At 62.3% G+C, this 13,211-nt stretch carries 13 protein-coding genes; 5 read left to right on the top strand and 8 right to left on the bottom strand.

All coding sequences use genetic code 11. From position 1 onward, the window contains the following. The first annotated feature begins 323 nt into the window (after nt 1-323). Complete coding sequence (locus tag HAP54_RS18715) at nt 324-992, top strand: helix-turn-helix domain-containing protein (RefSeq protein WP_166302573.1); 669 nt, start codon at nt 324-326, stop codon at nt 990-992. Nucleotides 993-1,000: 8 nt separating this feature from the next. Here HAP54_RS18715 and HAP54_RS18710 read toward each other — a convergent pair whose 3' ends face one another. Beyond that, nucleotides 1,001-1,441: a potassium channel family protein gene (locus HAP54_RS18710; RefSeq protein ID WP_166302571.1), complete on the bottom strand. Its 441-nt coding sequence runs from the start codon at nt 1,439-1,441 to the stop codon at nt 1,001-1,003. After that, nucleotides 1,438-2,517: an AI-2E family transporter gene (locus HAP54_RS18705; protein WP_166302568.1), complete on the bottom strand. Its 1,080-nt coding sequence runs from the start codon at nt 2,515-2,517 to the stop codon at nt 1,438-1,440. The genes HAP54_RS18710 and HAP54_RS18705 overlap by 4 nt, the downstream gene beginning before the upstream one ends. A 247-nt stretch (nt 2,518-2,764) precedes the next feature. Here HAP54_RS18705 and HAP54_RS18700 point away from each other — a divergent pair, with 247 nt between their 5' ends. Next, entirely contained in the window at nt 2,765-3,178 is a 414-nt protein-coding gene (locus HAP54_RS18700; protein WP_166302566.1) for a hypothetical protein, read from the top strand. A 29-nt stretch (nt 3,179-3,207) separates the two neighbouring features. Here the strand turns inward: HAP54_RS18700 and HAP54_RS18695 are convergent, their stop codons facing one another. The 3 genes from HAP54_RS18695 to aspD all read right to left on the bottom strand — a co-directional run bounded on the left by HAP54_RS18695 (nt 3,208) and on the right by aspD (nt 5,593). Further along, nucleotides 3,208-3,525 (bottom strand): hypothetical protein, encoded by a 318-nt coding sequence (locus HAP54_RS18695; protein ID WP_166302563.1) that lies wholly within the window; start codon nt 3,523-3,525, stop codon nt 3,208-3,210. Nucleotides 3,526-3,613: 88 nt separating this feature from the next. Beyond that, on the bottom strand, nt 3,614-3,757 hold the full coding sequence (locus HAP54_RS18690) for a hypothetical protein (RefSeq protein WP_166302560.1): 144 nt from the start codon (nt 3,755-3,757) through the stop codon (nt 3,614-3,616). A 204-nt stretch (nt 3,758-3,961) separates the two neighbouring features. Then, entirely contained in the window at nt 3,962-5,593 is a 1,632-nt protein-coding gene (gene aspD, locus HAP54_RS18685; protein ID WP_166302557.1) for an aspartate 4-decarboxylase, read from the bottom strand. Between the two features lie 364 nt (nt 5,594-5,957). On the opposite strand from aspD, the gene aspT (HAP54_RS18680) reads away from it, so the two are divergent. The 3 genes from aspT (HAP54_RS18680) (at nt 5,958) to HAP54_RS18670 (ending at nt 10,627) form a co-directional block, all read left to right on the top strand. Beyond that, nucleotides 5,958-7,649 carry an aspartate-alanine antiporter gene (gene aspT / locus HAP54_RS18680; RefSeq protein ID WP_166302555.1) on the top strand — a complete coding sequence of 564 codons (1,692 nt, stop codon included), beginning with the start codon at nt 5,958-5,960 and terminating at the stop codon, nt 7,647-7,649. Nucleotides 7,650-7,675: 26 nt separating this feature from the next. Then, a complete protein-coding gene (aspT, locus tag HAP54_RS18675) occupies nt 7,676-9,370 on the top strand; it encodes an aspartate-alanine antiporter (protein WP_166302552.1) in 1,695 nt (564 codons plus the stop codon). Nucleotides 9,371-9,680: 310 nt separating this feature from the next. Next, nucleotides 9,681-10,627 (top strand): IS630 family transposase gene (locus tag HAP54_RS18670; RefSeq protein WP_166293531.1). Its coding sequence is split into 2 segments (ribosomal slippage): nt 9,681-10,020 and nt 10,020-10,627, totalling 948 coding nucleotides; the frame shifts between segments, so codons are not numbered across the junction. 94 nt (nt 10,628-10,721) lie between these two features. Here the strand turns inward: HAP54_RS18670 and HAP54_RS18665 are convergent. From HAP54_RS18665 to exbB, 3 genes are read right to left on the bottom strand one after another with little or no spacing between them, the layout of a single operon-like run. Next, the gene (locus HAP54_RS18665; protein WP_166302550.1) at nt 10,722-11,615 is read right to left on the bottom strand and encodes an energy transducer TonB family protein; all 894 of its coding nucleotides are present in this window, start codon (nt 11,613-11,615) and stop codon (nt 10,722-10,724) included. Then, nucleotides 11,612-12,100, bottom strand: a complete 489-nt coding sequence (gene exbD, locus HAP54_RS18660; protein WP_166302547.1) for a TonB system transport protein ExbD — start codon at nt 12,098-12,100, stop codon at nt 11,612-11,614. The genes HAP54_RS18665 and exbD overlap by 4 nt, the downstream gene beginning before the upstream one ends. 2 nt (nt 12,101-12,102) lie before the next feature. Then, on the bottom strand, nt 12,103-13,209 hold the full coding sequence (gene exbB / locus HAP54_RS18655) for a tonB-system energizer ExbB (protein ID WP_414646223.1): 1,107 nt from the start codon (nt 13,207-13,209) through the stop codon (nt 12,103-12,105). Between the last annotated feature and the right edge of the window lie 2 nt (nt 13,210-13,211).

Genomic DNA, 13,211 nt, shown 5'->3' with positions numbered 1-13,211 from the left:
GCCCGGAGACCGGCCGGCCACAGCAAGCTAGCCAGCAGAACAATCAATCCAGAGAGCCGAATTGCCTTGCCCATAGCGCTCGGAGCCGGAGACCAACGGGTTCAAGAAAAACTAGCACGGTTATCGTCGTAAATGCTGAAAAGTAATCCAACACTCGCGTACCAATTGCGAACAAATTGCCGCATTTCCGGGCCCCCTGTCCTTTGGGACAATGGCCTCAAGACCAATAGAGCCTGGTCGGGCCGTGTCGTAGTCATTGCACGCGGACAAGCATTTTCGAACCACTACGGACGCCGCAAGGTCATAGTGAAGAGGGTTGGTCCATGTTCGCTCGCGTCAATGTCAGACCGGCCAATGTACCGAGCGTCCTCGGTGGGCTGACCGCCCCGCATGCCAACTTCATCACCAGCGAATTCCACTACAGAAGGGGCGCCGAGATCTACGGCGAGGCGGAGCCCGCGGAGTACGTCTACCAGGTCGTTTCAGGGGCTGTCCGCAGCTACAAGCTCCTCTCCGACGGACGACGTCAGATCGGTGCTTTTCACCTCGTCGGGGACATTTTCGGCCTTGAGAACGCCGAAACCCATCGCTTCACAGCCGAAGCCGTCGTCGACACGGACGTGCGCCTGATCAAGCGGATGAGCCTCGAACGGGTGGCCCATTCTGACTCCGTCCTGGCTCGCAACCTGCTGATCATGACCACCAGCAACCTGCAGCATGCCGAAGACCATATGCTGCTGCTCGGCCGCAAGACCGCGTTGGAGCGGGTCGCCGCGTTTCTGCTCGAGATGGATCGACGGCTGACCGGCGTCGGCGTCGTCGCCCTGCCGATGTGCCGGCGCGATATCGCCGACTATCTCGGGCTGACCCTCGAAACCGTATCGCGAGCACTATCCAAGCTGCACGCCTACGGAGCCCTCGACTTCCTCGGCTCGAACCAGCGCGAAATCATGCTGGTTGACCGCGACCAGCTGTCCAGGCTGGACAACTGACCGGCACATTACGAGGATTTCGTGAGCGTCCCCTGGCGTTCGATGGTCTTTTGCAGCACCTCGAACAGGACCGCAGTCGACCAGCCGAACATCAGGATGCCGTTCATGGCGGCCATCGGGCCGACCAGCAGCCACTGCTTGACCGGAACGACGTCGCCATAGCCGAGCGTGGTGTAGTTCACAAAGGCGAAATAGAGCAGATTGCTGGCCGCGGGCGCTGCACCAATCACAAGATAGGCCAGTGACCACACCACGATCTCCAAGGTATGAGCCACCATCAGAATCAGCGCGGTCGCGACCATCACGCCGCTGAGCTGCAGCTCAAACCGGCCTGCGGCGCTCAGGGCGATATTCCGCATCAGTCCGATCACCACGACGGTGAACAACGAATGCAGCGCAATATTGATCGCACTCACCGCCAATCCCGCGAGGAGCTGAAACAGTATCATCGCTCACCCGCCAGCCGGGCACGGTCGTCCCGGATCCACGCGGTGATCAACTCCCAGGCGACCGCGAGAATGATTGGGCCGATGAACAGGCCCACGATGCCGTGGGCAAGCGTGCCTCCGATCACGCCGACGAAGATGACGAGCGCCGGCGTGGTCAGGCCCCGCCCCATGACCAGCGGCTTCAGCACATTGTCGAGGACGCCGACCACCAGGAAGAACAACGTCAGCGCGAGTGCCGTCGTGAAGTCCTTGGCCAACCAGAGCCAGATGATGACGGGGAACAGCACGATCGCCGCCCCAATCTGCACGATCGCCAACAGCATCACGACAAACGCCAGCAGGCCCGCGTTCGAGATCCCCGCCAGCTTGAACCCAATGCCGGCGAGCAGCGATTGCAGGACGGCAACGCCGATGACGCCCTGGGAGACCGCCCGAATTGTCGCGCCTGCGAGGTCGAGGAAGTGCTCGCTCTGCTCCGGCACGATACGGGACAGGAAACCCCTGCATGCCGCGGCAAGCTGCCGGCCGTGGGGAAACAGGAACCCCGCGAGCACGACCGCCAGCAGAAACTTCAGCATCCCGACGCCGGCATTGCCGGCAAACGCAAACAGGACCCCGGCCAGCGGCTTCAGATGCGGCACGACCTCGCGCAGCACGGCGCGCAGATTGGTCGACGCCCGATCCCAGAAGTCATAGAGCGGGCCACCGATCAGCGGCCAATCCTTGATCTCCGGCATCGGCGATGGCACGACAACGTTACCGGCGCTCAGTTGTCCAGCGAGCTCTCTCACCCCCTCCACCGCCCCGATCCCGAGCCAGGCCGCCGGTCCGATGACGACAGCCAATGCGATCAGGGTCAGGACCAGGGCGGCGATGCCCGCATGGCCGCCGAGCATCCCTGTGAGCCAGTTGAAGACCGGATAGAGCGCGACCGCGAGCACGACGCTCCAGGCCAGGATCGGCACGAACGGGCGGACCAGGACGAACGACCAGTAGATCAGCAGCGCCAGCAATCCGAGACGAATTGCGAGCTGGATGAATTCGTCTCCGGCCACGAGCTGGCGAAGGGTTTTCAAGAACGTGCTCTCGATTGAGCGTCAACAGGCACGCAGAAAGCGGTGCCATCGCCCTGGCACGCATCGCTTGATCCAGATCAAGCGTCACGCGTCCGCCACGCCAAAGACGCCCTCATGGTCACATTGATTCAAATCAAGCATCAGCCGCTGGCAGCTGACAGGCTTGGCTGCACCTGATCCGGAAGTCGGCCGTGATTTGTCTGTCGTTGGATCACGACTGCCCTGTCACCCCGCTGTGGAGGACGTGATGAAGAACACCAAAACCCTGCTGGCCTTGATCCTGCTTGCGAGCACGGTGGACGCGGGTCATGCAGCCCCGCTGCCGACCAACATCGCTGCCATGAAAGGCATGGTCGACAATGGCGCCGTTCAAGTCCGTTGGGGCGGCTGGGGCGGCGGCTATCGCGGTGGCTGGGGCTATCGCGGTTGGAGAGGAGGCTACGGCGGTTGGGGTTATCGAGGATGGGGCGCCGCCGCTGCTGGTGCGATCGTTGGCGGAGCCATCGCAAGCGCGGCCTATGGCGGGTATCCCTACTACGGCGGCGGATATGGCTATGGCTCCGGATACGGCTACGGCTCCGCATACGGCTATTGCCCGCCTGGCGGAGGTTACGGCTATTCGCCGGCCTACTACGCCCAGCCGCGCTATTACGGTTGGTAGGTCGGCCGTGGAACTGGCCTTCAGTGACGTCACCGGAGGCCGAGCAACGAACGCCGATAGCCGCTATCGCGCGCTTCGTTCCTGCACACGAAACTGCCGTCAAAGCCCCTGCCATAGCGGCTCTGGCCTTTGAGATAATAGCGTCCGCGGCGGAAATCGAGCCAGACCACGGCATCGCCAGGGCAATGCCGCTGAGCCTGGGCTTCATAACGGAAGGACGTTAGCGGCAGTGCGACCGTTTGTTGTGCAAAGCAGAACAGGACAATCGCGGCCGAGAGCCCGATTCCGAACCTTGCTGCCAGATGGCCTCGACGTCCGGTCGAATTTGCAACTACTTTGAAGCGCATTTCTTGCCGCCCGGACTGGTGCTTCCGGTTGCAGGCGCCTGGACTCGTCGCCGACATCAATTCGGCCAGCTTCAGATGACGGGCTCGCTCAGAGCGACAGCAATCCAAAGGCAAACGCGACAGTCGACAGCATCCCGGCCGTCATGACCATCAACCTGAAGGCAAAATCGCCATCGAACGCTTCAAGCCAGCGATGAAACGCTCGCCGAAATATGTCGCCGCCGTTCCCCATGATGGTCATGGTAGATCACGGAGAAAATCGAGTGACCAGTGCAGCTTGTGCCAGACAATTGGAATTGCGTGCGACAAGCTGGCTCACCCAATCGGACTATAATAGCCCGGTTGACCGCGCGGCGCCCTGAATGGCGAATGACCTGGCAGCCTTGTCAGCGACAGCTCGCGCGCCGGAGATCAAAGTTCCAACCGCGTGGAAAGCTCAGCGCTTTGCGCCTCCCTTATTCCCGGTCGCCGCTTCGTAGGCATCGCGATAGCCTCTGGCGATGGCCCGGACACCTCGTCCGATATCGTCGTAGACATCGTCGGGCAGGTTCGCGAGCGATACCCGAAGCGACCATTCGGGTGCATCGAAGCCGCCTCCGTTCAGCAGCACGATTCCGTGGGCTTCGGCCAGCCTGAACGCGAGATCCAACGGGTGGACATTCTTCTTCAAGTGTTCAACGGCATCGTCGCCGATGTTCTTTCGAGCCCAGAACTCGAAATCGATAAGGCCGTAATAGGCATCGTAGTTCGGGTTGGGGGTTAGCTTGTCGGCAAGCCCGAGCCCGTCGAGCAGCGACCACAGGCGTTTGTTGACGATTTCCATGCAGGCCGCCTGATAGGCCTTTTTCACGTCCAGCATCTCCGAGAGCGAGAACAGGCTCATCATCACCTGCTGCGGCAACGATAGTCCCGCGGTGTGATTGAGTGCCACGTCGCGGCTGTCGGCCACGATGCGGTCGATCAGCTTGAGCTTGCGCGGCTCCAGCGTCAGCGGCCCGTAGCGCTTGTCGAGCGCTTTCACGGCGGCATCTGGAAGCTTGGCGATCATCTTGTCGAAGATGTTGTCTTCGTGGATGGCGATGGCCCCGAGCCGCCATCCCGTGCAGCCGAAATACTTCGAATAGGAGTAGACGCCGATGGTGTTGTGCGGCAGCTCGCCCAGCAGCGAACGGAAGTTGTGTACGAAGGTTCCGTAGACGTCGTCGGTGAGGATCATCAGGTCGGGGCGCTTGGTCTTGACCAAATTGGCCAACTTGGCAATCGTCTCCTTGCTCAACGCCATCCCCGGAGGATTGGACGGATTGACGACGAAGAAGGCCTTAACCTTCGGATCTTCCAGCTTCTTGATTTCCTCGTCGGTGAACTGGAATTTGTTTTCCTGCGGAGCCCTGATCTGAACGACCTTCAGATCGTAGTCTTCCAGGTGCGTCATCTCGATGTAGGGCGTGAAAATCGGCGTCGCCAGCGCAATCGTATCCCCAGGCACGAGCAGCCGGTTGGCTTTCAACGACTTGAAGAGATAGCACATCGCCGCCGTGCCGCCCTCGACCGCATAGATGTCGAATTTTCCGGCCGGCCGCGGCTCGCCGCAAACCGCCCACATCAGATATTCGTGCACGATCTTTTCGTTATGCACCAGCATGCGGTCCGGCACCGGGTAATTGTCGCCGATGATCGAATCGACGAGTTCGTGGACGAAGGCGTCGGGCTCGAAGCCGAATTTCTTGACCGCAAAGGGCAGCATCTCGGTCAGGAAGCTCGCGCCCGGCATGTCCTTGTGCTGGGCGAGCCAGGCCTCGAACCGCCCGGCAATGCCCTTTGCCTGCGGCATGCCGCCGATGCCCGCCGGGTGCTCCATCACCCGCTTGCTCTCGGTGAGGGCGAATTGTCCGAGCAGGAAGAAGCCCTCGCGCGGCGTGGTGGCGATCCAGTTGGGATTGCCCCGCCCGGCGTTCAGAAAGGCCATCTGACTCTGCTTCGAAGCGCTCTTCGCGAGGTTGATCAGCTCATCCTTGATCTCGAAGGGGCTCAACGCCTCGAATTTCTTTAAGGTCAGAAGATCGGCCATTTGACACTCCCGGGGACGGTGCGAGCGGTTGGAGCGCAGGCGGACTGGCGCCTTACCTGCGCGATCGCGGTCAGCTTGATCCGCAACCGGTGACGAGCCTTGATCTATGTCAACGGTCTCGTGCAGGCGGTGCGATCGCAGCGCCGGTGGGCCCGTCACGACTTAAATCGCGAACCGCGCGTGAGTTGTCGGCAAGACGATGAAATCGCAGCGCTCTCGCAGTTGCGATTGACATAGATCAACATCCCTCTCGCCAATCGCCGTCTGATGTCGGTCGATACAGTTGCTCGCCCTTTTCGGCCCCCTGCGCGAGATCGAAGCGGGTGCATGCCGAAGCCCCGGGACAGCATGAACGGGTGACATCATGATCGATTGGTTCTTCCAGACGCTCCGCACCTACCCCGAAATCGCGATCTTCCTCTCTTTGGCCCTTGGCTACTATTTCGGATCCTTCACCTATAAGGGCCTCGGTCTCGGCGCCGTTACCGCGACGCTGGTCGCCGCGGTCATCATCGGCCAGATCGGAATCACCATTTCGGGTCCGCTCAAGCCGTTCTTCTTTCTGATGTTCCTGTTTGCAATCGGTTATGGCGTCGGACCGCAATTCGTGCGTGGCATCGCGCAGGACGGCATTCCGCAGGCGATTTTCGCGGCCGTGGTTTGTGTGTTCTGTCTTCTCGCTCCGTATCTCGGCGCAAAGATCGCCGGCTACGACGTCGGATCGGCCGTCGGGCTCTATGCCGGCTCACAGACGATCTCCGCGTCGATGGGACTTGCAACCGACGCCGTCAATCGCCTCGGTCTGCCCGCAGACGAAGCCAAGAAGCTGCTGGACGCCATGCCGGTCGCTTATGCCGTGACCTATATTTTCGGCACGGTCGGATCGGCGATCGTGCTGGCCCTGATCGGGCCCGCGCTGCTCGGCATCGATCTCGAGACCGCGTGCAAGAAATATGAGGAAGAGCATGGCGGCAAGAAGCAGCTGGGCGGCCCGGGGACCGGCTGGCACCAGTTCGATTTGCGTGCCTACCGCGTTCGCGAGCGCGGGCCTGTCGTCGGCAAGACGGTCGAGCAGGCCGAGGCGCTGATCCCCGATCAGCGCGTCTTCGTCCTCCGGCTGCGGCAAGGCGGAACGATCGTGGAGGCGACCTCCGACACCGTGATTCATGCCGGCGACGTCGTCGCCGTAGCCGGCCGCCGCGATGTGCTCGTGCAGCTGATCGGCGAGCAGGCGGAGGAAGTTGACGATCGTGAGCTGCTGGCGGTGCCGATCGAGGGCGTCGACGTTTATGTGACCAGCAAGGACGTCGATGGCAAGACGCTGGAGCAACTGGCGAAAGCGCCGGGCGCGCGCGGCGTATTCCTGCGCAAGATCACCCGGGGCGCGATCGCCACCGAGATCCCGATCCTGCCGAACACGAAGATAAACCGGGGCGACATCGTCACCCTGGTGGGCCGCACGGCCGATGTCGCTGCCGCGACGACCATGCTGGGCCGGCCGGATCGTGCCACCGACGTTGCCGACGTCGCGTTCATCGGCGCAGCCATTGCGATCGGCGCGCTTGTCGGCGCCTTCGTCTACAAGATCGGAAGCGTGCCGCTCACGCTGTCCACCTCCGGCGGCGCGCTGATCTCCGGTCTGTTCTTCGGCTGGCTGCGATCCGTGCACCCGACGTTCGGGCGGATCCCGTCACCCACGGTATGGTTCATGAACTCGGTCGGCTTGAACGTCTTCATCGCCATAGTCGGCATCTCCTCGGGACCGGGATTTGTCGCCGGATTGCAAAAGCTCGGCTTCAGCCTGTTCCTCTGGGGCGTCGTCGTGACCACAGTGCCGCTGATCCTGGCGATGTTCGTCGGCAAATACGTGTTCCGCTTCCACGACGCGATCGTGCTCGGATGCTGCTCCGGCGCGCGCACGACGACCGCCTCGCTGGGCATGGTCAATGACCGCGCGAAAAGCCAGATTCCCGGCCTCGGCTATACCGTCACCTACGCGGTCGGAAACACGCTGCTGACGATCTGGGGCATGGTGCTGGTGATGATGATGACGTAGCCGCGGCGAGCGACGATGTTGAAACGATGGTGATTTGGCTGCAGCAGTTTCTCGTCCGTTATCCGGAACTCGCACTGTTCCTGGTGATCGCGGCGGGCTACTGGATCGGAAGCTTCAGGATCGGCGCCTTCAGCCTTGGCCCGGTGACGGGCGCGCTGTTCGCCGGCCTCGCGGTCGGCGATTTCGCGCATGTGCCGGTCTCCAGCATGACCAAATCGTTCCTGTTCCTGCTGTTCCTGTTCGGGGTGGGCTATTCGGTCGGTCCGCAATTCGTGCTGGCGATGAAGCGTGACGGGCTGAAGCCGATGCTGATGGCCATTGTCGTGAGCCTCACCGGTCTTGCGGCGGCAATCGTCGTGGCACGCGTGTTGAAACTTGACCCGGGCCTCGCGGCCGGACTTATGTCGGGAGCCCTGAGCCAGAGCGCCGCAATGGGAACGGCGACCGACGCAATCAATGGGCTGCCCGTGTCCGAGGCACAGCGCGCATTGCTTGTCTCGCACATCGCGGTGGCCGATGCGGTCTGCTACATCTTCGGCTATGCTGGCGTGATTACATTCTGCACGATCATTGTTCCGGCGCTGCTGAAGATCGATCTGAAGACGGAAGCGCTCAAGCTGGAGCAAACCCTGGGCATCACGCGCGCCAAGCCCGGCCTGGCGTCCGCCTGGCGCAAGTTCGAGCTGCGCGCCTACCGGCTGGATGACGACGCGGCGATCGCCAGGCTAACCGTTGCCGCGGCCGAAGCTCGCGTGCCCGGGCAGCGCGTGTTCATCCACCGCATTCGCCGCGGAGAGCGCATCCTCGAGGCGGAGCCTGGAACGATGCTCGCGGCGGGCGATGTCGTCGCACTGTCCGCACCGCGCCAGATCATCGTGGAGCTGGTCGAACCGCGCGGCGAGGAGGTCGAAGACCAGGAGCTGCTCGATATCCCTCTGATCTCGGCCGACGTGTTCCTGATCAACCCGAAGCTCGCGGGCAGCAATCTCCAGCAGGCCTCGGAACAGACTTGGGCGCGCGGCCTCTATTTGCGCTCGCTGAGCCGGGGTGGCGAGGCACTTCCCATTGCTGCCGGCGTCGTCCTGCAGCGCGGCGATCTGCTTCGCGTCGTGGGTCCTGAACCGGTCGTGCAAAATGCAGCCAAGAGCATCGGCGTTATCGTTGCGCCGAGCACCAGCATCGATTTCGTGGTGCTGGGGCTAGCGATTTTCCTCGGCGGCCTCGTTGGCGTTCTCCTGAGCTTTTCGGTTGGTGGTGCCACGATCTCGCTGAGCACCAGCGTCGGCACCTTGCTCGCCGGACTTCTGGTCGGCTATCTCCGCACCCGTCTGCCAACTTTCGGCCGGATCCCCGACGGCGCGATCAGCCTGATGACGTCGCTCGGACTGGCGGCTTTTGTCGGTCTTACCGGGATTCATGCCGGACCGATCTTCCTTTCCGCGATACGGGAGTCGGGCATCGGCCTGCTTCTGGGCGGCATGATCGTAACCCTGCTGCCCCAGATCGTCGGCTTCTGCTTTGGCCATTTCATCTTGCGCATGAATCCGATCCTCTTGCTGGGGGCGTTGACTGGAGCACAGACGGTCACGGCGGCGATGGCTGCCATTCAGGAGCGCTCGGGTAGCTCTGTGGTGGTGCTCGGCTATACGCCCGCCTATCCGATCTCGAACATTCTGCTGACGACTTGGGGATCGGTGATGGTGGTCGTTTTCGCTGGATGATCCGTGAGCGCCCAACCCTCCGCGCCATTGATCTTGTCGGGGCGACTGCTCGACCTCAAAAACAAAAACCCAGCAATTCATTGAGATTGCTGGGTTTCCATTGTCGATCTTGGTTGCGGGGACCGGCTCAAATCTGAACTTGCGCCGGCCGCAAGTTGAAGTGGTTGCGGGAGGGCGCAACCATCTCAAATTGCTGTTCCAAGCGGCAGCCTAGACTAGAGCATTTTCCGACCGGAATGAATCGGGTGGGGATTCCCAAAACGGCGCGAGTCAGATTCAAGCTGCATGCTGGCGAGGGAGGCCAGCATGTATGGCCAGGGCGCTTTCGGTTGATCTTCGTCAAAGGGTGATAGCCGCGATTGACGGTGGCATGTCCTGTCGACAGGCTGCTGAGCGCTTTGGTGTCAGCGCGGCCAGTGCGATCCGCTGGCGCGGTCGCCTCAAGGAAGTTGGCGACATCGTTCCTAAACGCCAGGGCGGTGACCGCAAATCGCAGCGCATCGAAGCGCATTCGCAATTGATTCTGGAGGCAGTGACAGCGAAGCCGGATATCACGCTCGCCGAGTTGCGAGAACTGTTGAAACGTCGTGGAATATCGACTGGCATCGCGTCGCTCTGGCGTTTTTTCCAGCGCAGAAAGATCACACTTAAAAAAAGACAGCGCACGCCGCCGAGCAACGGCGCGGCGATATAAATGCCGCGCGTGAGGAGTGGTTCGAAGGGCAAATCGATCTTGACCCTGAGCGTCTCGTCTTCATCGACGAAACCAGCGCCAACACCAAAATGGCGCGGCTTTACGGCCGCTCGCCACGCGGCGAGCGATGTCGTGCAGCTATCCCACACGGACATTGGAAGACGACGACATTCACCGCTGGATTGCGCTCCGACGGTCTGATCGCGCCGCTTGTTCTGGACGGTCCAATGGATGGCGACGCTTTCCTGGCCTACGTCGAGCAATTGCTCGCCCCATCGCTGCGGCCGGGCGATACCGTTATCATGGACAACTTGCCCGCTCACAAGGTCCATGGCGTTCGAGAGGCCATCCGGGCGGTCGGAGCAAGCCTGCTCTATCTTCCGCCCTACAGTCCAGACTTCAACCCGATCGAAATGGCCTTCTCTAAACTGAAAGCCCTGTTGCGGGCCGCCGCAGCGCGCACCATGCCCGATCTCTGGCAAGCAATCGCCAACGCTCTCAAGCGCTTCTCACCCGAGGAATGCCAAAATTATCTCGTCGCGGCTGGTTACGACGCAACGTGATCGGAAAATGCTCTAGTTATTCCATGCGAGGCGCCGCCGATTGCACGCCATGGCGGCGTGTTCAGCCGCCCCTGACCAAGTACTCTTGACCCCTCTAGCGGTTGAACCGGATAGGCACCGCGAGCGTCATCGTTCGTCCGCCAAGGCCGGTTGGAGGCGCAGGCACGGGGCTGGCCCGACGCAGGACGGCGATTGCCTCGGCGTCGAGCGCGGCATCGCCCGATGAGCTGGTCAGCCGGACGGACAGCACCTCGCCGCTGCGGCTGATCGTGAAGAGAACCGAGACGGTCCCCATTCCGGCGCCCTCGGGAAAGCGCTTGTGGCGATTGAGGTGCGCCATCAGCGATCCGCGCCACGAGGCCTGCGACACTGAAGCGGATGATGACGCGCCCGTCGAGGACGTTGCGGCCGTGTCGGGGGGAGCCGTTCGCGTCGGGCGCGGCGTCGTGGCCTGCCGGCGTTTGGGGATATCGGAATCGGCAGGGCGTTCAGGGGCAGTCTCGCGCTTCCTGGTCGGCGGTTTCTTCGCTCGCTTTGGTTTGGGGGGTGCCGAAGGGGGCGTCAGCACTGCATCGGCGTCGGGTCTCTCCAGAGTTTCAGAAACCTTGACCTCCGGCGTGGGGGACTGGAGCGGGTCCTGTGGTGTCTCCACGACAGGTTCGATCGGCTCAACAGGCTCAGCGCCGGGCTTATCGGCAACGGATGTCTGAGCCGTCTCGGGCGTCGGTTCGTGCTGTACGTCAGTCACCGGAGTCGCAGGCGAAAGCGACCTCGAAGGCACCTCGGGCGCGACTGCGAGCGGTGCCAGCTCAATCATCACCGTTGACGGCACTTCATTCGGAATGACCTGAGCAGGGAGCCAGTTCAAGGCCACCCAAGCGCCCGCACCATGGGCAGCAACAACGAGGGCCATCGCTATTGTCCAGCGCAGCACTGTCAAAGCGCCGGCCCCCGAGCGCGGATGATCGACATGCTGCCACACCGTCATGGGCGCGCCGGCCCAGTTTCCGATGCGGGCGCTGGCGATGGCACGGAGCCCAATCGGATCGCCTGTCCGGTATCCTCGAGGCCGACCAAGGCAACCTTGAGATAGCCGGTATCACGCAGAAGGTTCATGACGTTCATCAGGTCGCGATAGGCGACGGCGCCGTCCGCCCGCAGGAAGACCCGCTGGGCGCGGTCTCCGTGGGTCTGCTCGTCGAGCCGGATCTGCAACATCTCTCGCGGCACGATGTCGTTGCCGAGGGCGAGCGAGAGATCGCCTTTGACCGTCAGGAAGACCGGCATGTCGGGACGCGGCCGAGGCTGTGCGTTCGACACCGGTAGATCGACCGGAACATCGACCGTAGAGAGCGGCGCCGCCACCATGAAAATGATGAGCAGGACGAGGATGACATCAATGAAGGGCGTCACGTTGATGTCGGAGACTTCGGCAAGATCGCCGTCTTGTGGCTCCTTGAGCAAGATGGCCATGCTCAGCCCGCCGCTACGCTGGCGGGTCGCATGGCAATCGGCCCAGATCGCGACCCGGTGGGAGCGGCAGATGGGTCGGGTACATCCGGAGCCCGCTCCCGCCGCTCGAGATCGCGGGAAACATGCTGTAGGACCTCGCCGGAAGCATCGGAGAGAAGCGCGCGATAGCCACTGATTGATCGGGCGAAAACATTGTAGATGATCACAGCCGGAATGGCTGCGATAAGGCCGATGGCGGTTGCGAGCAGCGCCTCGGCGATGCCCGGCGCGACCACGGCAAGGTTGGTCGTATGCGCCTGACTGATGCCGATGAAGCTGTTCATGATCCCCCAGACCGTCCCGAACAGACCGACGAAGGGCGCCGTGGCGCCGATGGTGGCGAGCAAGCCCGTGCCACGCCCCATGTCGCGACCGGCACGCGCTTCGACGCGCGAGAGGGCGATTGCCAGGCGCTCCTTGATACCCTCGACGGAGAGGTTGGCGGAGCGCGTATTCTCGCGTCTGGCGGCCTGTATAAGCGCGTATACCGGCCCGCGTCGTGTCCAGCCGGTCTCGACTTGGCGCGCAGCCTCGTCAAGGCTGTCGGCGCGTTGAAGCTTGAGCGCCGCGCTTCTTGCCTGCTGCTTGGCGGCGACGAGTTCAAGACCTTTCGCGAGCCAGATCGTCCAGGTCAAGAGGGACGCGAAAGCGAGACCGATCATGACCGTTTTCACGACGATATCGGCCTGCATGAACATCGACCAGGGCGTCAGGTCGTGCGGAAGCATGGCAATGGCGGACGACGACGATGACTCGGGTGCTGCTGAAGCTTGTGGCGTACTTGCGGGCAGCACCGGATCGGCCGCGGGAGTCCGATTGAAGGGGTCCCTCGTCCCCACCGGACTCGGCGACGGCCCTAGCGAGATCGATGGGCTCACCAACGGAGAAGTCGGCCCATCCGTTGGAGCATTGGAGTGTATTGGCGCGGCAACAGACGCAGGTCGGACATCCTGCGCGATGGCGACCGACCCCGCCACAAGCGACACGATGACCATTAGTCCCGCCACACTGGCGCGAGCTAGGTTCAGCCTCAGCTTACCGTGGCACCACTTGTGATCTTGTTCATGCATGT

The sequence above is a fragment of the Bradyrhizobium sp. 2S1 genome (genome assembly GCF_011516625.5).
Taxonomy (GTDB): domain Bacteria; phylum Pseudomonadota; class Alphaproteobacteria; order Rhizobiales; family Xanthobacteraceae; genus Bradyrhizobium; species Bradyrhizobium septentrionale.
This window is presented reverse-complemented; position numbering and strand designations above follow the sequence as displayed.